Raw genomic sequence first — 20,857 nt, forward strand, 5'->3', positions numbered from 1 at the left:
GGTGGCCGCCCTTTCGTCATCAAAGCCTGTCGCCAGACGTCAGATCGTGAAGACCTCCTGCCGCAGCAGGTGCCAGCTCGCCTCGTCGGAGGCGACCAGAAGGCCGCCATCGATATGCTGCGGCTGGTAGCGGGAGCCGTCGAAGCGGCGGACATAGGCGCCAGCCTCTTCCGCGATCAGGCAGCCCGCCAGATGATCCCAGGGCATCAGCTTTTGATACATGAGGAAATGGAAGTGCCCGGCGGAGAAGGCCCGGTATTCGTGCGCCGCACACCGGTAGCTCGTCGCGATCCGAACGCGCGCCATATTGCCCATGATCGTCCGACGCGCGTCCGGCGCATAGAACCCCGTGGACGCACATCCCACGAGATCCGCAAGCGTCGCCGGCGCCGGGGTGACCGACAGCTGGTCCTGCGATCCGTCTGCACGGCAAAGCCACGCGCCGGCGCCTTTCTCCGCGATCACCCAGTCATTGCCCATCGGATCGTAAATGATCCCGGCGATCGTCTCACCGCCTGCGACCACGCTCGCCATCACACCGAACAGCGGCATTCCCGCGGCATAGTTGAAGGTGCCGTCGATCGGATCGACGATCACGGCGAGATCCGCACGGGCTAGCTTGTCGAGCAGTGCCGGATCGGCGGAGACGGACTCCTCGCCGATGAACAGCGCTCCGGGCACAACATCCCCGATGCGTGCTTTGATCAGCCGCTCCGCCGCTTCGTCGGCCTCGGTGACGAGGTCGATCGCCTCCGTCTTCATCCGGACGTCGCCGCTCGAAAGATTGCGGAAGCGCGGCATGATTTCGACCGCGGCGGCCTCCTGCAGCAGGTTGGCCAGTCCGGCAATGTCGATCTCGCGGGTCATGAAAGAGGCTCCGTTTTCGTGGGTTGCGTCGTCAGCGACTGGAAGTCGAAGAGCTTGGGGTCGAGCAGGTGCGACGGGTTGGCATGACCGAGCGCGCGCAGCATCGTGTCCTTGCGGCCGGGCATGCGCGACTCGATATCGGTCAGCATCGCCTTCATCGCATTGCGCTCCAGCCCGTCCTGCGAGCCGCAGAGGTCGCAGGGGATGATCGGAAACTGCATCGCGGCGGCGAATTTCGCGAGATCGTCTTCCGCGGCATAGGCCAGCGGCCGGAGCACCGTCAGGTCGCCCTCGTCGTTGACGAGCTTCGCCGGCATGGTCGCCAGCCGCCCGCCGTGGAAGAAGTTCATGAAGAACGTCTCGAGGATGTCCTCGCGGTGATGGCCGAGAACGAGCGCGTCGCAGCTCTCCTCGCGGGCGATCCGGTAGAGATTGCCGCGCCGCAGCCGCGAACAGAGTGCGCAATAGGTCCCGCCCGCCGGCACCTTCTCCTTCACGATCGAATAGGTGTCGCGATACTCGATGCGGTGGCGCACGCCGATGGAGGCGAGATACTCCGGCAAGATGTGCTTGGGAAAATTCGGCTGGCCCTGATCCAGATTGCAGGCGATCAGCTCGACCGGCAGCAGACCGCGCCATTGCAGGTCGATCAGCAGCGCCAGCAGGCTGTAGCTGTCCTTGCCGCCGGACACGCCGATCAGCCAGCGCTTCTGGCCGTTCAGCATGCCGAAATCGTCGATCGCCTGGCGGACGTTGCGCAGGAGCCGTTTGCGCAGCTTGTTGAAGCTGACGCTGTCCGGCATGCCACGAAAGATCGCCGGCAGATCGGCAGGAGTTTCGGCCAAAGGTTGAAGCGAAGGTTCGATATGCGAACCCTCGGCATCGTCGTTCGGAAGCAGGGAATCAGGTGTCATCGACGGGCTTTCCGGCAGAGGCTCTTCGGCGGGAGGCCGACAGGCACGCGGATGCGTTTGGATGGCCTGCCATGCCCGCCCGGCGTGTCAAGATCAAGACAAATCGGTCCGAAGAGCGTGTTACGCGCCGAACACGGACCATCCGGTGCGGTTCGCCAGCATCTCCAGCGCCACCGAGCCGAGCTGAGAATTGCCGTTCTCGTTCAGCCCCGGCGACCAGACCGCAACCGAGGCCTTGCCGGGCGCCACCGCCATGATGCCGCCGCCGACGCCGCTCTTGCCGGGAAGGCCGACATGATAGGCGAAATCGCCGGAACCGTCGTAATGGCCGCAGGTCAGCATCAGCGCGTTGATACGACGCGCGCGCTGGCGCGACACGATGGAGTGCCCCGTGCCCGGCTGCTGCCCGTTATTGGCGAGGAAGAGGCCGGCCTTGGCAAGCTGCACGCAGGTCATCGCGATGGCGCAGTGGTGGAAATAGACGCCCAGCACATGCTCCACCGGATGATCGAGCTTGCCGAAGGAGCGCATGAAATTGGCGAGCGCCGCGTTGCGGAAACCGGTCGCGGCCTCCGATTTCGCCACCTGCGGATCGATCGAGATGTCCTCGTCATCGGCCAGCATCCGCATGAAGCGCAGGATCTCGCCGATCACCTCGCGCGGCGTGTGGCCCGCAAGAATGAGGTCGCTGATGGTAATGGCACCGGCATTGATGAAGGGATTGCGCGGCTTTCCGCCTTCGTGTTCCAATTGCACGATCGAGTTGAACGCCGAACCCGACGGCTCGCGCCCCACCCGCTTCCACAACCGCTCGCCATGCTTGCCGAGCGCCAGCGTCAGCGTGAAGACCTTGGAAATGCTCTGGATGGAAAACGGGATCGCGGCATCGCCGACCGAAAACACCTGGCCGTCCACGGTGACGATCGCCATGCCGAAACGCTTCGGATCGATGCGGGCGAGTTGCGGAATATAGTCCGCGACCTTCCCCTCGCCGCGCCGCGGCTCGACCGCTGCATGGATGTCGTCCAGCACCGACTGGAGATCGAGATGTTCCGTATCCGACATGGGGTCCTCACGTCGTTGCCAGGCTTCTCTTCACATGAAAAAAGCCGCCCCGAATGGAGCGGCTTTTTCCGGAATGTGCAAGGCCGAAGCCTGCCGACACGCTTATCGCGAATAGAATTCGACGACGAGGTTCGGTTCCATGATGACGGCGTACGGCACGTCGGCGAGGAACGGAACGCGTGCGAAGGTCGCAACCATCTTGTTGTGATCGACTTCGATGTAGTCGGGAACGTCACGCTCTGCGAGGCCGACGGCTTCGAGAACGGAAACGAGCTGCTTGGACTTTTCGCGAACTTCGATAACGTCGCCGACCTTGCAGCGGTACGAACCGATGTTGACGCGAACGCCATTGACCGTGACGTGGCCGTGGTTGACGAACTGACGGGCAGCAAAGACCGTGGGCACGAACTTGGCGCGGTACACGATCGCGTCGAGACGCGACTCGAGCAGGCCGATCAGGTTCTCCGAGGTGTCACCCTTGCGGCGGTTGGCTTCGTCGTAGGTCGCGCGGAACTGCTTCTCGCGGATGTCGCCGTAGTAGCCCTTGAGCTTCTGCTTGGCGCGCAGCTGAACACCGAAGTCCGAAAGCTTGGACTTGCGACGCTGACCATGCTGGCCGGGGCCGTATTCGCGGCGGTTCACTGGGGACTTCGGACGACCCCAGATGTTCTCGCCCATACGGCGATCGATTTTGTACTTGGACGATTCGCGCTTGCTCATCGCATTTCCTTTCAGAACGTTGCACCCGCCCGTTGCCAGACAGGATGAAGGAAACACGCCCTCCTCTGAACCGCTTTCGCCGTTCTGACAGGCCTCTCACATTACGCTAACGGAGACGCCACGGGACATGTCAAATAAAACACCGGGCTTTGCGGCCCGGCGTTGTCGCGGTGTTTAGGGGCAAGTCATGGAATTGTCAACATAGGGCGAGCGTTGAGGTGGCAAGGGATCTGGTTTATATGAGAGACGGGCAAAGGATGAGCGATGCAGATCACCTTGAACATCGATGATGACGTGTTCGCGACCGCCAAAAAGGTCGCCGAACGGCAGAAGCGACCGGTCGCCAGCGTGATCTCCGAAATGGCGCGTCGTGGCATGGAGAGCGAACATCGTCTTGTCCTTCGTCACGGACGTCCGGTGCTTGTCGCACCCGAAAACGGTGAGGTCGTCACGCTGGGACAGATCCGGCAGATCCAGGACGAGATGGACGACGAAGAGGTGCGGGAGGCCAATGATTTTTCTGCTGGACGTCAACCTCCTGATCGCACTGGCCGATGAGAAGCATGCCCATCATGATCGTGCGAAAGCGTGGTTCGGCACGGATGTCCTTGATGGTTGGGCGACATGCCCCATCACGGAAAACGGCCTGATCCGCATTCTGTCGAATTCCGCCTACAACCACTCCATGCACCACTGCGCCGAGGCGGAGGCAGTCCTGTCATCACTCCGGTTTCGGGGACATCATCATTTCTGGGCCGATGACATCAGCCTGACGAATCACGCCATCTTCGATCTGAGGGGACTGTCTTCCAAAGACAGTACCGACACGTATCTTCTGGGCCTTGCCAGATCCAAAGGCGGCAAGCTCGCGACGTTCGACCGGCGCCTGTCGACGCAGGCCGTCATCGGCGGCGCCGAAGCCCTTCACGTCATCCCGACCTGACCTACTCTGCAGCGCTCCGCGCATCCATGTCGAGCGCGGCATTGGGATCGCCCGGCGCCGTCTCGGCATTCAGATCGGGAAACGCCACAATGCGCCGGCCCGATGCATCGCCATGTACGACGATCAGCCCCTGCTCCTCGAAATAGCCCAGCAGACGGCGGGCGCGGCGGGCGGAATGCGTGCCGTAGGCGCGCGCGATCATCAGGTCGGACGGGCATGGCAGCCCACGCAAGGCCGCCTGCGCGACATTGAGAAACACCCCTTGCAAATCCTCCGTCACCTGGCGCGACAGGTCGAGCGCCGTCGTCCAGGCGGCACTTGCAGCCGTCTCGGCATCGACGCCGGACCGGCTGATCGCCATCTTGCGGCGGAAGGCGGGCAGCGACAGGGCGGCCCCCGGCACGCGGCGGATCCGGCAGCGCACGAGGAAATCCTGGAACAGCTCCGCATCGGCGCGGAACGCCGCACCGGGATGATCGAGGATCTCGGCGAGGATCTGGTCGAGCAGCGCTTCGCGATCGGCCGGCGGCATGTCCGGCTGCTGCACGCGCGCCTCGACAGGTGCCACGGGTTCCGGGCGGGGACGCGACAGTTCGGCCAGAATGTCCGTCGCCGGCCGGGGTGCCGGCGCCGTGCGGCGCGTCAGCGGCCGGGTGAGTTCGTCCGGGTCGGGGGTGAAGATCAGGTCTTCCACATCCGCCATCGCCTCCGGCAACGGCGTCAGCATCGGGCTCGTCGAGCGCGCCGAGGTCTCGACCGTCCCGATCGTCACCGGCAGAGGGCGACGCGAAAGCGCGGGTCCGAGCGCCACGAAGGAGCCGCGCTTCAGGTCGCGAAACATCTCCGCCGTGCGGCGGTCCATGCCGAGCAGATCGGCGGCGCGGGCCATGTCGATATCGAGAAAAGTGCGTCCCATCAGGAAGTTGGAGGCTTCCGCTGCCACGTTCTTGGCAAGTTTTGCCAGACGCTGGGTCGCGATCACGCCGGCAAGACCACGCTTGCGGCCGCGGCACATCAGGTTGGTCATCGCGCCGAGCGAGAGCTTGCGCACCTCCTCGGTCACGTCGCCACCCACCGAGGGCGCAAACAGCTGTGCCTCGTCCACGACCACGAGGATCGGATACCAGAACTCCCGGTCCGCATCGAACAGCGCATTGAGAAACAGACCGGCGGTGCGCATCTGCTGCTCGATATCGAGCCCCTCGAGCGAGAGCACGCAGGATACGCGATGCTGGCGGATGCGCGAGGCGATGCCCACGAGCTCCGCCTCCGTGCGCTCGCCCTCCACCACCACATGGCCGAATTTATCGGCCAAGGTGACGAAGTCGCCTTCCGGATCGATGATGCACTGCTGCACCCAGGGTGCGGACTGCTCGAGAAGGCGGCGGAGCAGATGCGATTTTCCGGAACCGGAATTGCCCTGCACCAGAAGGCGCGTTGCCAGCAACTCCTCGATATCGAGCGGTACGGACGCGCCGTCCATCGCCGTCCCCATGTCGATGCCGACCTTCATGAAACCCTCGTTCTCGTCTGGAATGCCGCGCCGCCACGCCGGCAGCCTTCAGGCCTATCAGATTTTCCGCTGTCCCGCGCCCATCATCGGGCGCAACCCACAGCTAAAGCGCCGACCGATCGACCACCGTCAGCCCGAAACCCTGCAGCAGCCGCCGCGTCGCAAAGTCCGGCGCGGCCGAGGTGAAGATCGCAGGATCGATGCCCGTCAGCGGCGCGAAGCTTTCGGGCGGCGGCACCAGCCGGCGGGCCTGTCGGGCGATCGCCTCCGCCGGATCCAGCCAGTCGACCGGCCAGGGCGCGAGCTTGCGGAAGACATTGGCCATGAAGGGATAATGCGTGCAGGCGAGCACGACGATGTCGGTGCGGCGCCCGTCCACCTCACGGAAACACGGTGCGATCTCCGCGTGAACCGCGGCATCCTCGATCGTCTCCCCGCGAATATAAGCTTCCGCCATCGCCGCCAGATGCGGCGAGCCGACCAGTTGCACATCGCACTGCGCGGCAAAGGACTGAATGAGGTCGCGGGTATAGGCGCGCTTGACCGTGCCGGGCGTGGCGAGCACCGAGACCATACCGGACCGCGTGCGTTCGGCCGCCGGCTTGATCGCGGGAACCGTGCCGACGAAGCGCATCTGCGGAAAGGCCGCCCGCACCTCCGCCCCCATCAGCGTGAAGGCGGTGTTGCAGGCGATGATGCAGATTTCGGGATCGTGCTCGGCGATCAAACGCCCGAACAGCGTCACGATCCGCGCCGTCAGCGCGTCCAGATCCGTCCAGTCGCCATAGGGAAACCCGGCATCGTCGGCGACATAGACGAAGTGCCGCTCCGGCATCAGCACCCGCGCCTCGCGCAGCACCGTCAGTCCGCCGATACCGCTGTCGAAGACGAGGACCGGCTTCATGTCAGCCCTCGCTCTCGTCCGGCGTGATCGTCTCCGGCGACAGAACGGGACGGCCGGCCCCGCTCCGTCCATCCGCGGGCGCACCCGCGCCGCGCGGCGTTTCCCGCGTAAAGCGGTCGAGCGAGGAAATGACGCCGCGGATGACGCGGATTTCGGTGGCGCTGAAGCTGGGCCGCGTCAGAACCGCCCGCAGATTGTCGACCAGCTTCGGGCGCTTGGCGAGCGGCCGGAAATAGCCCCGCGCATCGAGCGCCTCTTCCACGTGGTCGAACAGCCCCTGCAGGTCCGTCTTGGTCGCCGGCTGCTGCGGCAGCGCCTGGAAGGACGTCTGGTCCTCAGACACCATGGATGTCTTCATCCACTCGTAGGACATCAGCAGCACCGCCTGCGCGAGATTGAGCGATGCGAAGGCCGGGTTGACCGGAAACGTCACAATCTCGTCGGCAAGCGCGATCTCCTCATTGGTGAGACCCGTGCGCTCGCGACCGAAGAGAATGCCGGTCTTCTCCCCCATGGCGAAGCGGCCGCGCAGCGTCTCCGCCGCGACACCCGGCGCCCGCACCGGCTTGTATCCGTAACGGTCGCGCGCCGTCGTCGCATAGACGAAATGGAGGTCGGCGACGGCCTCTTCCGTGGTCTCGTAAAGCTTGGCCGCGTTGATGACGTGGTCGGCCCGGCTGGCGGCGGCCTGCGCCTTCTCGCTCGGCCACCCGTCGCGCGGGTTGACGAGACGCAGTTCGGCCAGCCCGAAATTCGCCATCGCCCGGGCGACCATGCCGATGTTCTCGCCGAGCTGCGGATGGACCAGAATGATCGCCGGTCCTTCCGCCAGAAGCGGGCGCTCGCTGTTCGTGCCTGCCATATCGTCCCCATTCCAAGCGGTGCCGCATCCGAAACGGCACCCGTCACATGTCGCCGCTTCGTCGCACAGATCGGCCGGTTTTGAAAGACGCCGCCTATTGCGCGCCCTGCGCGGCGATGGCGGCCAGTTCCGCCTTCAGCGAGCCCTGCTCTCCGCCGCGCAGGATATCGTCGATCACGGGATGCCCGTTTTCCTCGACCACGACGAAGTGAAGTTCGGCCGGCTTCCGGTCGCCCGGATCATCGAGGCACGAGATATTGTCGAAGGTCACGGCCACATCGGCACGCCCTGCTGTGGATGTCGCCGGCGCGATCTTCAGGTCCTTCAGCGAGCAGCTGTCCTGCCCGCTGACGATCGGGTCGTAGTCGAGCGGCGAATCGCCATCCTCGAAGGCGGGAAAGCGTGTCGCGTCCTTGTAGACGCGCACGAAGTCGCGGCTGTAGATGCGGCCGAGACGCTCGTCGTCGAAGTAATCGCGCGGTTCGCCGACAGGCGTCTCCGACCAGCCGTTCTGGGCTTCCGCCATGATTTCCTTGACCGGCGCCGCGAGGTCCGCAGCCTGCGCCGCCGTGCCTACCATCACTCCGGGGCCCGCGAGAGCGAGAAGGGTAAAGAGAAGGATTCGTTTCAAGCGCGGCTCTCCTGATGCGGCCCCGGCCCGGTCGGCGGGGATGTCTGTGACGCGTCCCCCGCCTCCAGCTCCGGCTCCAGCCGCGACAGCGTCAGCGCGATCATCTCCAGGCCGACGAGGGACGATTGCCGCGATAGGCGGAAATGACGGCGCTTGCGCGGCAGCGCCGCCCGCTTCGTCAAAAATAACACGCCACCCCTCGCCTCGATCCGGTCGATGGCGGCAAGCGCCTCCGCCATCAGCGGCACCATCTGCGCGGACGGGAGACCGGCTTCAACAGGTCCCCTTGCACCGGCGATCTGCAGGTCCGGCCCGCTGCGCGCGGGATCGGCCGCAAGCCCGCCGGCAAAGGTCCGCGCCCAGTAGGTCGCGGTCATCAGCGTCATCAGCGTTTGCCGCACCACGCCCGGCCGCGTGACCAGCTGCCAGGAGGAGCCAAGCGGCCGGACGACCGAGGACAGTTCGGCATAGGCCCGCTCCAGCACCTGCGACCGGTGGATGAGATCGAAGCCGCTGCGCCCTTCCGCGGCATCCGTCAGCAGGCGCCGGAGCGCCGTGCACCAGCGCCGAAGCGCCTCGCCTGCCAGCGTTTCCGTCCGCGCGGGAAAGACGAGAAAGGCCACCGCCAGCCCCGCAAGCGAGCCGATCACGGTTTCTTCCAGTCGCAGGATCAGCACCTGCGTCGTCAGGCTGCCGATGAGGCTGTAGACCAGCGCCAGCACGATCGACACGAAGAAGGTCATGGCCGCATAGGAGACGGCAAGGAGGTAGAAGGCGAGGAACACGCAGACAGCGGCGAGGATGAGAATCACCGGCGTCATGGTTTGCAGCAGGCTCGCGGCGACGAGACCGACGGCGATGCCGAACAGCGTCCCGATGGACCGCTGCACGGCCCGCATCGCCGTATCCCCGCGCGAGCGCGTATTGGTAAAGACGAGAAAGGCCGACAGCACCGCCCAGAACCAGCGCTCCCGCGACAGCATCAGCCCGAAGACCATGGCAAGCGCGGAGGCGAGCGTGATCTGGATCGCCGTGCGCAACGCCGGGTTGGACAGGCTGAGGCCTGCCTGCTTGAGACCCACCGCTTCCGTATTGCCGGGCACCGACTGCATCCCTCGCGCGACATCCGGCGCCGCCACGAGCCGCTGTACCGCGACGGCAAGCCGCCGCCGCACGGCATCGAGCGACAGGCAGGCATCGATCGTTTCCTGCAGATAGACATCATCCGGTGCCGAACGCGCGGCGTTGCGGGCTGCCCGCTCCACCCTCTCCCGCGGCCCGGCGCGCAGCGCGGCAACCAGCCGCGCCGGCGGAAAGGCCTGCCGCGCGAGCACGACGAGGCTCTCGGCCGCGACATGCAGTTCGAAAAGGCTGATCGTCACGGCGATGCGGCGCGGGTCGTCCCGGTTCGCATCGTGGCGACCGTCCGTCTCGGGCCGCGCCGGCACGAAGCTTTCCGCCATCAGCACGGCATCCTTCAGCCGCTCAACCTGCCGGTCCATCTGCAGACGATCGCGCACGTCGATCCCGCCGGTGGTCGCGGAAATGCGGGCGAGGATGCGATCGACGCGCGTTTCCACGGCCGCCACCGCCCGGCCGAGATCGACCCGCCAGTCGTCGGCCAGCACGAAGCGGCGGACGCCCTGCCCGACGAGAAGCGCCGTCAGCGGCCCGAGCGCCGTGGCCGGCAGGTCGCCGAGCGCGGGCCGGAGATAGGCGCCGATGAAATAGGACATGAAGGCGAACATGCCGAGCGCGAAGCCGCGGGGCCCGAAGGTCCGAGCATAGGTGGCGAGGAAGATGAGCACGAGAAAGGCGAGATCCGAGACGACCCGCGTGCCTTCCAGGAGGGCGGCGAGCCAGACGACGCCGATGCAGACGCCGCAGCCGAGAAGCCGCGTCACGAACTGCTCGCGCATCGAGGCGTCCTTCACCGACAGGCCGCTCTGGATCGACAGCGTGATGGCCAGCGCATAGGCGGCTTTCGGCAGGGGCAGGATGACGACGTGCAGGGCCGCGAGCAGACCGACGGACAGGCAGACGCTCAGCGTGACGCGCAGCCCGGTGCGCAACCGGGAAAAGGCCGGATCGTTGGCGAGCAGCCAGTCCCGCAGTGATGACGCATCCATGACCATGCCGTATCGACGCTCGATCCGCTGTTTTCAAACGATAAGATCGCGAAAGTCGCACAAGTTTTCGTGCCCGCCGCTTTGCCTCGGGCCCCGCCAATGCTATAGCGCCACCTATCGTCCGTTCCGCAAACGGGGCATCCGTTCTTTCCAGCCCCACTCCAAGCTACGAGGCACGTTTTCATGAGCAAGATCAAGGTCGCCAATCCCGTCGTCGAACTCGACGGCGACGAGATGACCCGCATCATCTGGCAGTTCATCAAGGAAAAACTGATCCACCCCTATCTGGACATCGACCTTGAATACTACGATCTCGGCATGGAAAACCGCGACGCCACCGACGACAAGGTGACGATCGACGCGGCCAACGCCATCAAGAAGCACGGCGTCGGCGTCAAGTGCGCGACCATCACGCCGGACGAAGCCCGCGTCGAGGAATTCGGCCTGAAGAAGATGTGGAAGTCGCCCAACGGCACCATCCGCAACATTCTCGGCGGCGTCATCTTCCGCGAGCCGATCATCTGCAAGAACGTGCCGCGCCTCGTTCCCGGCTGGACCAAGCCGATCATCGTCGGCCGCCATGCCTTCGGCGACCAGTATCGCGCAACCGATTTCAAGTTTCCCGGCAAGGGCAAGCTGACGATGAAGTTCGTCGGCGACGACGGCACGGAAATCGAGCACGAAGTCTACGACGCACCGGCTGCCGGCGTGGCCATGGGCATGTACAACCTCGACGAATCGATCACCGATTTTGCCCGCGCATCGCTGAACTATGGCCTGCAGCGCGGCGTTCCGGTCTATCTCTCGACCAAGAACACCATTCTCAAGGTCTATGACGGCCGCTTCAAGGACATCTTCCAGGAGGTCTTCGAGAAGGAATTCGCGGACAAGTTCAAGGAAGCCAAGATCTGGTACGAACACCGCCTGATCGATGACATGGTCGCGTCCGCGCTGAAGTGGTCCGGCGGATACGTCTGGGCCTGCAAGAACTATGACGGCGACGTTCAGTCCGACATCGTGGCCCAGGGCTTCGGCTCGCTCGGCCTGATGACCTCGGTTCTGATGACGCCGGATGGCCAGACGGTAGAAGCCGAAGCCGCCCACGGCACGGTCACGCGCCACTACCGCCAGCACCAGAAGGGCGAGGAAACCTCGACCAACTCGATCGCCTCGATCTTCGCCTGGACGCGCGGCCTTGCCCATCGCGCCAAGCTCGACGACAATGCCGACCTCGCAAAGTTCGCCGACACGCTGGAGCGCGTCTGCATCGAGACCGTCGAGAACGGTTACATGACCAAGGACCTCGCGCTCCTCATCGGTCCCGACCAGCCCTGGCTCTCCACCACCGGCTTCCTCGACAAGATCGATGAAAACCTGCGCAAGGCGATGGCGGCCTGATCGGACGCACGACAGCGACGGATGCATCGAACCCGGCTTTACAGCCGGGTTCTTTCGTTTCATCACTTGCGCACAGAGAAACTGAAGCGCGCTTTCCGGCGCACGACATCTTCCGCGAGACACCGATGACGACCAGCCCCGCCCGACAGACGATCCGCCCTCTCGAACCGCAGGATCGGGCGCAGTGGGAACCGATGTGGCGCGCCTACCTCGCCTTCTACGAGACGACGCTGCCGCAGACCCAGTACGACATCACCTGGCAGCGCCTGAACGATCCGGCTGAGCCCATGCATGCTCTCGGCGCCTTCGACGCGGACGGCCGCCTCGCCGGCATTGCCCACGTCATCTTCCACCGATCCTGCTGGCTCCCGGAAACGACCTGCTATCTCCAGGACCTCTTTGTCGATCCGGCGATCCGCGGCTCGGGCACCGGCGCTGCCCTCATCGACGCCACCGCCGACCTCGCCCGCGAAAACCAGGCCGGCCGCCTCTACTGGCTCACCCAGGAAACCAACACCCCCGCCCGCCGCCTCTACGACCGCATCGCCACCGCCTCCGGCTTCATCCAGTACCGCAAGCCGCTGGATCCGTGAGGCGGACGCGACAGCCTCCGTCCACAACCCGATAGGGACGCGGTAGACGCGGCCACGGCGGTAGATCGTAGCCAATGACGAGAGCCCGCGCGTTCATCCGAAAGCGATTGACTGACGGTCAGTCATATTCTATAAGAACGGCATTCCGAATGGAGGCTCCGATGTCAGCGAAGACACTGCTACAGGCACTTTCCCGGCATAAATTCCGCAGCGACGACGAGGTGCTCACCGCTCTGGCGTCGTTCCCGCAGGACAGGGCGACGGACGCCATGCTCGCAGCCCGTCGTGTTCTGCATCACGCCCATCTTGTGGACAGAATCTTTGCCGCCAACCTCCAGCGGCACGCTCACGACCTCAAAGGGAGCTGGCAAGCTGATCCTCCACCTCTCGATGCGCTTGCACAGGATATGCGCGAAATCGACGCCTGGTATGTGGCGTACGGCGCCGGGATCACGGACGCGGACCTTGAAGAGCGCATCGATTTCACGTTCACGGATGGACAGCACGGTCGCATGTCGCGCGAGGAGATGCTGGCGCATGTCTTCACCCATGGCACCTATCACCGCGGCGAAGTCGGCCGGCTCCTTCCGGACATAGAAGCAACCGCGATGCGGGACGTTTTTGCCGGATATCTGCACGAGGCGGAACCCGAGCGCCGTCGGCCGAGCCAGTGACATCATGACGAAGTCCCCCGCCAAGTCCCAGCGAACCCGGCCACCGGAAGAGCGTCGCCGCCAGCTGATGACCGCAGCCGGGAGGCTGTTTGTCGAAAAGGGTGTCGAGACGACCTCGATCGAGGACATCACATCCGGTGCCGGCGTCTCCAAGGGATCCTTCTATCTCCACTTCAGCTCGAAGATGGAGGTTATCGAAGCCTTACGAAACGATTTCGTCGAAAATCTCTTGGGTTTCGTCAAGGCAGAGGTGGAGCGGGAACGTGACGAGGACTGGTCCGCTCGGCTTACGACCTGGGTTACCGCCTGTGCTGTCGGCTATCTCCAGGCAACGCGCCTGCACCATCTCCTGTTCAGCACCGCCCCCGCACCCTCCCGGGAGGGTCTGACGCGGAACGTTCTGATCGACGACCTGACGGACCTGCTCGAAACAGGTTGCCGAAACCAGGCCTGGCATCTGGAGGATCCGGCCTTCACGTCTGTCTTCTTGTTCAATGCGCTGCACGCCGTCGTGGATCGAGACGACCGTATTGACTGTCTCAAGGAGCGTGACGCGCTGCTCTCCAATCTGCGGCTGCACGCCCGCAGACTCGTTCTCACTCAGCCAATGGTGGACCCCGAAACAGGCGCAAACCACAGATCATCTTGAGGCTACCGGTCAACCTGCCACTTCCCGGAAGCAGACCGACACGCTGCAGCACCCGCCTTTGCGGTGGCTGTGTTCCTCCGTGCGGGGCGGCGGCCCGCCGAAAAACGCGACCGACATTCTCCACCTATCGCTTTCGATCAAGCTGCAGCCGCGATATCCGCGATCGCCTGGGCGACCGCTTCGATGGCGTCGGCGGCGAGAGTGCCGTCGGGGCCGCCGGCCTGGGCCATGTCGGGACGGCCGCCGCCGCCCTTGCCGCCGAGGGCGGCGGAGGCGATGCGGACGAGATCGACGGCGCTGTGCGCCTTGACGAGATCTTCAGTCACGCCGACGACCGCGCTGGCCTTGCCGTCATCGGCGACACCGATAAAGGCGACGATACCGGAGCCGAGGCTCTTCTTGCCATCGTCGGCCAGACCCTTCAGGTCCTTCGGATCGACGCCGGTCACGACCTTGCCGAGGAACTTGATGCCGCCGATCTCGCGCGCCGCATCCGTGGAGCCCGCAGCGCCGCCGCCGCCGAGCGCCAGCTTGCGCCGCGCATCCGCCAGTTCGCGCTCGAGCTTGCGCCGCTCGTCCATCAGGCTCTCGACGCGGCCGATGACATCGCCGGGCTGCACCTTCAGCGCGGAGGCCAGCGTTTTCAAGCGCTCGTCCTGCTCGGAGAGATAGCCGAGCGCCGAGACGCCGGTCAGCGCCTCGATGCGGCGCACGCCGGAACCGACGGCGCTTTCGCCGAGAATGCGCACGAGCCCGATCTCGCCGGTCGCACCGACATGCGTGCCGCCGCACAGCTCGACCGAATAGGGGCGGCCGGCCTTCGTGCCGCGCACGCCCTGCCCCATCGACACCACGCGCACCTCGTCGCCGTATTTTTCGCCGAACAGTGCCATCGCGCCCTCGGCAATGGCGTCATCGACGCTCATCAGGCGGGTCGTGACGGCCGTGTTCTGGACGATGATCTCGTTGGCCATATCCTCGACGATCTTCAGCTCCTCCGCCGTCATGGGCTTGGGGTGCGAGACGTCGAAGCGCAGGCGCTCGGGCGCGACCAGCGATCCCTTCTGCGCGACATGGGTGCCGAGAACCTCGCGCAGCGCCTCGTGCAGCAGGTGCGTCGCAGAGTGGTTGGCCCGCAGCCGGCCGCGCCGGGCATGATCGACGATGAGCGCCACCGCGTCGCCGGCCTTGATCGTGCCCTCATCGACCGTTGCGGTATGAACGAACACGCCCTCGCCACGCTTCTGCGTGTCGGTCACGCTGAGCCGTGCGCCGTCGGAGGCAATGACGCCGGTATCGCCCATCTGGCCACCGGATTCGCCGTAGAACGGCGTCTGGTTGACGACGATCTGGACGGTCTCGCCGGCCGAGGCGGACTCGATCGGCGCCCCGCCGCGCACCAGCGCCTGCACGACGCCTTCGGCCGTCTCCGTGTCGTAGCCGAGGAACTCGGTCGCGCCGAAGCGATCCTTCAGCTCGTACCAGATGGTTTCCGTCGCCGTGTCGCCGGAACCGGACCAGCTGGCGCGGGCCTCCGCCTTCTGGCGCTGCATCGCATCGGTAAAGCCGGTGAGATCGACGCCGATGCCGCGGCCGCGCAGCGCGTCCTGCGTCAGGTCGAGCGGGAAGCCATAGGTGTCATAAAGCTTGAAAGCCGTCTCGCCGTCGAGCGTATCGCCCTTGTCGAGCGTCGCCGTCGCATCGGCGAGCAGGCCGAGGCCGCGATCGAGCGTCTTGCGGAAGCGGGTTTCCTCGAGCTTCAGCGTCTCGGAGATCAGCGATTCCGCGCGCACCAGTTCCGGATAGGCGCGGCCCATCTCGCCGACCAGCGCCGGCAGCAGCTTCCACATCAGCGGCTCGCGGGCGCCCAGCAATTCGGCATGGCGCATGGCGCGGCGCATGATGCGGCGAAGCACATAGCCGCGCCCCTCGTTCGAGGGCAGCACGCCGTCGGCGATCAGGAAGGCGGAGGAGCGCAGATGGTCAGCGATAACACGGTGGCTCGCCCGCCGGTCGCCCTCGGCCTTGACGCCGGTCGCTTCCTCCGACGCCGAGATCAGCGCGCGGAAAAGGTCGATATCGTAATTGTCGTGCTTGCCCTGCAGCAGGGCCGCGACGCGCTCCAGCCCCATGCCCGTGTCGATCGACGGACGTGGCAGGTCGAGGCGCTCTTCCTTCGTCACCTGCTCGTATTGCATGAAGACGAGATTCCAGATCTCGATGAACCGGTCGCCATCCTCGTCCGGCGAGCCGGGCGGCCCGCCCCAGATGTGATCGCCGTGATCGTAGAAGATTTCCGAGCACGGACCGCAGGGGCCGGTATCGCCCATGGCCCAGAAATTGTCGCTGGTGGGGATGCGGATGATGCGGTCGTCGGAAAGGCCGGCGATTTTCTTCCACAGGCCGAATGCCTCGTCGTCGGTGTGGTAGACCGTGACCAGCAGGCGCTTGGCATCGATGCCGAACTCCTTCGTGATCAGGTTCCAGGCCAACTCGATGGCGCGTTCCTTGAAATAGTCGCCGAAGGAGAAGTTGCCGAGCATTTCGAAGAAGGTATGGTGGCGCGCGGTATAGCCGACATTGTCGAGATCGTTGTGCTTGCCGCCGGCGCGCACGCATTTCTGCGCCGTCGTCGCCGTGGAATAGGGGCGCTGCTCGAGACCGGTAAAAACGTTCTTGAACTGGACCATGCCGGCATTGGTGAACATCAGCGTCGGATCGTTGCGCGGCACGAGCGGGCTCGACGGCACGACCGTGTGGCCGTTCGTCTTGAAATAGTCGAGGAATGTCGACCGTATCTCGTTTACGCCGCTCATGTCTGGTCCTTCGTCCCTGCTCCACCCTGGCTGCTGCTGACGAGCGGCTCCGGGCGGTATCGATTGCTCACGTCCACGCGCAAGCCGGTTCCATCGACGGAGCAGCAGGCTTGCGCGAACCCGAGGCTTTTATCGCTCGTGCAAATCCCTGTCCAGCAGCATGTCCGGCAACAGGCTCAACCGCGGACAATCCTTTCCGCGCGAGGGCGAGATCCACGACGGGCCGTACCGCTTCCACAGCAAAAAGGCCGCCCCGGTAGGGAGCGGCCGATCGACAGGGACATGGCCCGACATCAAGACCCGCCGCGCCCGCCGAAGAGGCGCGCGTGACGATGACGCGCCCCCGCGCACCGGGAGTAAAACCCTAGCCGAGCGCGGCGTCGTCGCCGTCACTGTCCGGCTCGGGACCGCCATCTTCCAGGAATTTTTCGGCGATCAGGCCGGCATTCTGGCGAAGCGACTGTTCGATCTCGCGCGCCGTTTCCGGATTGTCGCGCAGATAGGACTTGGCGTTCTCACGCCCCTGCCCCAGCCGCTGGCTGTTATAGGAGAACCAGGCGCCGGACTTTTCGACGATGCCGGCCTTGACGCCGAGATCGACCAGTTCGCCGGTCTTCGAAACGCCTTCGCCATACATGATGTCGAATTCGACCTGCTTGAAGGGCGGTGCCATCTTGTTCTTGACGACCTTGACCTTGGTCTGGTTGCCGATGACCTCGTCCCGCTCCTTGACCGCGCCGATGCGGCGGATGTCGAGGCGAACCGAGGCGTAGAATTTCAGTGCATTGCCGCCCGTCGTCGTTTCCGGCGAACCGAACATGACGCCGATCTTCATGCGGATCTGGTTGATGAAGATCACCATGCATTTCGACTTGGAGATCGAGGCCGTCAGCTTGCGCAGCGCCTGGCTCATCAGGCGGGCCTGCAGGCCGGGAAGGCTGTCGCCCATCTCGCCTTCGATTTCCGCCCGCGGCGTCAGGGCGGCAACCGAGTCGATGACGAGAACGTCGATCGCGCCGGAGCGGACCAGCGTATCGGTGATCTCGAGCGCCTGCTCGCCGGTATCCGGCTGCGAGATCAGGAGATTTTCGAGATCGACGCCGAGCTTGCGGGCATAGACCGGATCGAGCGCATGCTCGGCATCCACGAAGGCGCAGACGCCGCCGGTCTTCTGGGCCTCGGCGATGGTCTGCAGCGCCATCGTCGTCTTGCCAGAGCTTTCCGGACCGTAGATTTCGATGATGCGACCCTTGGGAAGACCGCCGATGCCCAGCGCGATATCCAGGCCGAGAGATCCCGTCGAAACGGTCTCGATCTCGACGATGCTGTCTTTTCCACCGAGCTTCATGATCGATCCCTTGCCGAACGACCGTTCAATCTGGGAGAGTGCTGCTTCCAGCGCCTTGCTTTTATCCACCGATTTGTCCTCTACGAGCCGCAAAGAGTTCTGAGCCATTTCGTCCACCTTTAGGTTATCGGGTCAATCGAGGCAATGAACCCGCCGCTGGTCTGTATGTACCCTTTTTGTTCTCATTTCGCAAGAGGCCTTCAACACATTGACGCATCATCCGAATTCGCGCTGTGTTCCCAGCATGTTCTCACTCCTGCCTTGCCCGGATAAGGAACCGGTCCCCGCCTCGGCGGGCGAAACGAATCGGTTCGCTGGAAATATCACGGCCGGAGGCATCGCATGACGAACGTTGTCGTCTTCGGCGGCGCGCATATCGATCGGCGCGGTCGCATCGCCAGCGCCACGACGCTCGGTGCCAGCAATCCCGGCCGCTGGTTCGAGGAGGCCGGCGGCGGCGGTTTCAACGCGGCGCGCGGCATGGCGCGGCTCGGCCTGTCGGTCAGCATGGTCGCGCCGCGCGGCGGCGATGCGGAGGGCGAGACGGTCGCGCGTGCGGCGGACGCCGCCGGCGTCATCGATCGGTCGTTCACCTTCCTCGACAGGCGGACGCCGAGCTACACCGCCATTCTGGAGGCGGACGGCAATCTGGTCGTGGCGCTAGCCGACATGGAACTCTACACGATGTTTTCGCCCCGCAGGCTCCGCCAGCGGGCGCTGCGCGATCTCGTTGCCGAGGCGCATCTCGTGCTGGTGGATGCGAACCTGCCCGCCGAGACGCTGTCGGGCGCCCTGCGCATGGCAAAGGACGCCGGCGCAGCCACGGCGGCGATCGCCATCTCTCCGGCAAAGGTCGAGAGGCTGCGGCCCGCCTTTCCCCAGCTCGATCTCCTGTTTCTGAACGAAGCCGAAGCCGCGACCATCGGCGGCGAAAGAAGCACGACGGCGGAAGGCTGGCCGGCGATTCTTCGCGCGGCAGGCATTGCCGGCGGCGTGGTCACGCGCGGCGGCCGTGCCGCCGTTGCCTTTGCGGGCGACGCGGTCGCCACCGTGCGCCCGCCCGATATCGATGCGCTCGGCGACGTCACGGGCGCGGGCGATGCGCTGGCGGCCGGCTTCCTCACCGCGCGGATGCGGGGCGCGGCGCTCGGCGAATGCCTGCGCGCGGGCGTGGGCGCCGCCGCCGTCACCGTCCGCTCGCCGCTGGCCGTCGCCGACGATCTCTCCGCGGAACGGCTGGAGAAGGAATTGCAGCTTGTGCCGCCGCCGGAAATCCTGTTTTCACAGCCTCATCACCGCAGTGCCGAAAAGGATGCCCCATGACACGCCCCATCTCGCACGATCTGCCGATCGCCTATTCCGCCGACGTCGCCGCCGCCAAGGCGCGGGGCTCGGCCATCGTCGCGCTGGAATCGACCATCATCACCCACGGCATGCCCTATCCCGGCAATCTCGACATGGCCCGCAGCGTCGAGGCCATCATTCGTGACCAGGGCGCCGTTCCCGCCACCATCGCGGTCATCGACGGCACGCTGCACATCGGTCTCGATGCGGACCTGCTGGAAGCGCTGGCCCGGACGCAGGGCGCCATGAAGGTCTCGCGCGCCGATCTCGCCTTTGCCATCGCCGAACGCCGCACGGGCGCGACCACCGTCGCCGCCACCATGATCGCCGCCGCCCGCGCCGGCATCCGCGTCTTCGCCACGGGCGGCATTGGCGGCGTCCACCGCAAGGCCGAGGAGACTTTCGATATCTCGGCCGATCTCGAGGAGCTCGCCCGCACCGGCGTCATCGTGGTCTGCGCCGGCGCGAAGGCGATTCTCGACGTTCCCAAGACCCTCGAAGTGCTGGAAACGCGCGGCGTGCCGGTCGTGACCTATGACAGCGAGATCTTCCCGGCCTTCTGGTCGCGCGATTCGGGCCTGAAGAGCCCGCTGATGCTGAACAGCCCGGCGGCGATCGCCAATTTCCAGCGGATGCGCGACCGTCTCGGCATCGATGGCGGCATGCTGATCGCCAACCCGGTACCGGAAACGAGCGAGATTCCGCGCGACGAGATGGAGATCTACATCGCCCGCGCGCTCGACAATGCCGACCGCGACAAGATCATCGGCAAGGCGGTCACGCCCTATCTGCTGCAGAGCATCTTCGAGCTGACCGACGGGCGCAGCCTCGAAACCAACATCGCGCTGGTCGAGAACAATGCGCGCCTCGCCGCCGAAATCGCCGTCGCGATGATGTGACGCCGCAACAGCAAGGCGGCGCCATCGTGCCGCCTTGCCTGCACGTACGAAACGCTACCGGCTGGCGTCGTCGAACAGGCCCGACAGGCTCCACGGAATATCGCCCTGCTGGTTGGCGATATCGTCCACCTTCCAGCCGCCATGCTCCCGCACCAGCGTATAATAGAGCGTCACCGGCCCGCCATTCTCGAAGCTCACCTCCAGCTCGGCTTTGTCGTCGAGGATGATCGGCGCGCTGGTCGAAACCTTTCGCGCGCGCCCGTCATTGCCGGAGATCACCGGGTCGAAGTCGATCGCACCCACTTCGCCCTTCGGCGTGCTGTCGCGGTCGGCCTGGAAGCGCGCATTGAGCGCATCCGAGAAGAAGGGCGTGTAGGGCGACGGCGCCTCGGCATCCGTCTCGTCGGGGTCGTAGCGGTAGAGCGCCTTGATCAGCGCCTCGGGCGTCTTGTAGGTCGCCGCAAAAGACGGCGCTGCGGCGAAAAGCATCAGAAGCGTGCCGAGGAGAAGCAGGGGAAGGCGCATGGACATATCCCGTTCATTGCCGGCCAGGAGTGGCCGGAGTATCATTCCCGCGCTGCCGGATGG

General features: G+C 65.1%; 19 protein-coding genes and 1 pseudogene. 8 read left to right on the plus strand and 12 right to left on the minus strand.

The features are described from left to right. Nucleotides 1-39: 39 nt before the first annotated feature. From LRX75_RS12340 to rpsD, 4 genes and pseudogenes are all read right to left on the minus strand, one after another. Entirely contained in the window at nt 40-867 is an 828-nt protein-coding gene (locus LRX75_RS12340; protein WP_231814739.1) for an inositol monophosphatase family protein, read from the minus strand. After that, nucleotides 864-1,682: pseudogene (gene ttcA, locus LRX75_RS12345) on the minus strand (tRNA 2-thiocytidine(32) synthetase TtcA); the annotation flags it as partial. The gene LRX75_RS12340 and the pseudogene ttcA, both read right to left, overlap by 4 nt. Before the next feature lie 219 nt (nt 1,683-1,901). After that, nucleotides 1,902-2,846, minus strand: a complete 945-nt coding sequence (locus LRX75_RS12350; RefSeq protein ID WP_231814743.1) for a glutaminase — start codon at nt 2,844-2,846, stop codon at nt 1,902-1,904. A gap of 102 nt (nt 2,847-2,948) precedes the next feature. Next, on the minus strand, nt 2,949-3,566 hold the full coding sequence (gene rpsD / locus LRX75_RS12355; protein WP_231814745.1) for a 30S ribosomal protein S4: 618 nt from the start codon (nt 3,564-3,566) through the stop codon (nt 2,949-2,951). 264 nt (nt 3,567-3,830) lie between these two features. Between rpsD and LRX75_RS12360 the strand changes: the two genes are divergently transcribed. Both LRX75_RS12360 and LRX75_RS12365 read left to right on the plus strand, forming a co-directional pair. Further along, nucleotides 3,831-4,124 carry a CopG family transcriptional regulator gene (locus tag LRX75_RS12360; RefSeq protein WP_231814746.1) on the plus strand — a complete coding sequence of 98 codons (294 nt, stop codon included), beginning with the start codon at nt 3,831-3,833 and terminating at the stop codon, nt 4,122-4,124. Then, entirely contained in the window at nt 4,078-4,509 is a 432-nt protein-coding gene (locus tag LRX75_RS12365) for a TA system VapC family ribonuclease toxin (RefSeq protein WP_231814747.1), read from the plus strand. Before LRX75_RS12360 ends, LRX75_RS12365 begins: the two co-directional genes overlap by 47 nt. Nucleotide 4,510: 1 nt before the next feature. Here LRX75_RS12365 and LRX75_RS12370 read toward each other — a convergent pair whose 3' ends face one another. The 5 genes from LRX75_RS12370 to LRX75_RS12390 all read right to left on the minus strand — a co-directional run bounded on the left by LRX75_RS12370 (nt 4,511) and on the right by LRX75_RS12390 (nt 10,548). Beyond that, nucleotides 4,511-6,022, minus strand: coding sequence for a helicase HerA domain-containing protein (locus tag LRX75_RS12370; protein ID WP_231814749.1), 1,512 nt, complete (start codon nt 6,020-6,022; stop codon nt 4,511-4,513). Nucleotides 6,023-6,125: 103 nt separating this feature from the next. After that, nucleotides 6,126-6,926, minus strand: a complete 801-nt coding sequence (gene murI, locus LRX75_RS12375; protein WP_231814751.1) for a glutamate racemase — start codon at nt 6,924-6,926, stop codon at nt 6,126-6,128. 1 nt (nt 6,927) lies between these two features. Beyond that, nucleotides 6,928-7,788 carry an RNA methyltransferase gene (locus LRX75_RS12380; RefSeq protein WP_231814753.1) on the minus strand — a complete coding sequence of 287 codons (861 nt, stop codon included), beginning with the start codon at nt 7,786-7,788 and terminating at the stop codon, nt 6,928-6,930. Nucleotides 7,789-7,882: 94 nt separating this feature from the next. Then, nucleotides 7,883-8,419, minus strand: coding sequence for a hypothetical protein (locus LRX75_RS12385; RefSeq protein WP_231814755.1), 537 nt, complete (start codon nt 8,417-8,419; stop codon nt 7,883-7,885). After that, a complete protein-coding gene (locus LRX75_RS12390) occupies nt 8,416-10,548 on the minus strand; it encodes an FUSC family protein (protein WP_231814757.1) in 2,133 nt (710 codons plus the stop codon). The genes LRX75_RS12385 and LRX75_RS12390 overlap by 4 nt, the downstream gene beginning before the upstream one ends. 183 nt (nt 10,549-10,731) lie before the next feature. Between LRX75_RS12390 and LRX75_RS12395 the strand changes: the two genes are divergently transcribed. From LRX75_RS12395 to LRX75_RS12410, 4 genes are all read left to right on the plus strand, one after another. Further along, entirely contained in the window at nt 10,732-11,946 is a 1,215-nt protein-coding gene (locus LRX75_RS12395; RefSeq protein ID WP_113151744.1) for an NADP-dependent isocitrate dehydrogenase, read from the plus strand. 125 nt (nt 11,947-12,071) lie between these two features. Next, on the plus strand, nt 12,072-12,539 hold the full coding sequence (locus LRX75_RS12400; RefSeq protein WP_231814759.1) for a GNAT family N-acetyltransferase: 468 nt from the start codon (nt 12,072-12,074) through the stop codon (nt 12,537-12,539). Between the two features lie 161 nt (nt 12,540-12,700). After that, on the plus strand, nt 12,701-13,213 hold the full coding sequence (locus tag LRX75_RS12405) for a DinB family protein (RefSeq protein ID WP_231814761.1): 513 nt from the start codon (nt 12,701-12,703) through the stop codon (nt 13,211-13,213). Nucleotides 13,214-13,217: 4 nt separating this feature from the next. Next, nucleotides 13,218-13,862, plus strand: coding sequence for a TetR/AcrR family transcriptional regulator (locus LRX75_RS12410; protein WP_231814763.1), 645 nt, complete (start codon nt 13,218-13,220; stop codon nt 13,860-13,862). 137 nt (nt 13,863-13,999) lie between these two features. On the opposite strand, the gene alaS is transcribed toward LRX75_RS12410, so the two are convergent. Both alaS and recA read right to left on the minus strand, forming a co-directional pair. After that, on the minus strand, nt 14,000-16,678 hold the full coding sequence (gene alaS, locus LRX75_RS12415; RefSeq protein ID WP_231814765.1) for an alanine--tRNA ligase: 2,679 nt from the start codon (nt 16,676-16,678) through the stop codon (nt 14,000-14,002). 364 nt (nt 16,679-17,042) lie between these two features. Beyond that, nucleotides 17,043-18,134 (minus strand): recombinase RecA, encoded by a 1,092-nt coding sequence (gene recA / locus LRX75_RS12420; protein WP_113151760.1) that lies wholly within the window; start codon nt 18,132-18,134, stop codon nt 17,043-17,045. Between the two features lie 234 nt (nt 18,135-18,368). On the opposite strand from recA, the gene LRX75_RS12425 reads away from it, so the two are divergent. Both LRX75_RS12425 and LRX75_RS12430 read left to right on the plus strand, forming a co-directional pair. Beyond that, nucleotides 18,369-19,349 (plus strand): carbohydrate kinase family protein, encoded by a 981-nt coding sequence (locus LRX75_RS12425; protein ID WP_231814767.1) that lies wholly within the window; start codon nt 18,369-18,371, stop codon nt 19,347-19,349. Then, nucleotides 19,346-20,269, plus strand: coding sequence for a pseudouridine-5'-phosphate glycosidase (locus LRX75_RS12430; protein ID WP_113151749.1), 924 nt, complete (start codon nt 19,346-19,348; stop codon nt 20,267-20,269). The genes LRX75_RS12425 and LRX75_RS12430 overlap by 4 nt, the downstream gene beginning before the upstream one ends. 54 nt (nt 20,270-20,323) lie before the next feature. Here the strand turns inward: LRX75_RS12430 and LRX75_RS12435 are convergent, their stop codons facing one another. After that, a complete protein-coding gene (locus LRX75_RS12435) occupies nt 20,324-20,794 on the minus strand; it encodes a YbjP/YqhG family protein (protein WP_231814769.1) in 471 nt (156 codons plus the stop codon). Between the last annotated feature and the right edge of the window lie 63 nt (nt 20,795-20,857).

It is taken from the genome of Rhizobium quercicola (assembly GCF_021168455.1).
GTDB lineage: Bacteria > Pseudomonadota > Alphaproteobacteria > Rhizobiales > Rhizobiaceae > Ferranicluibacter > Ferranicluibacter quercicola.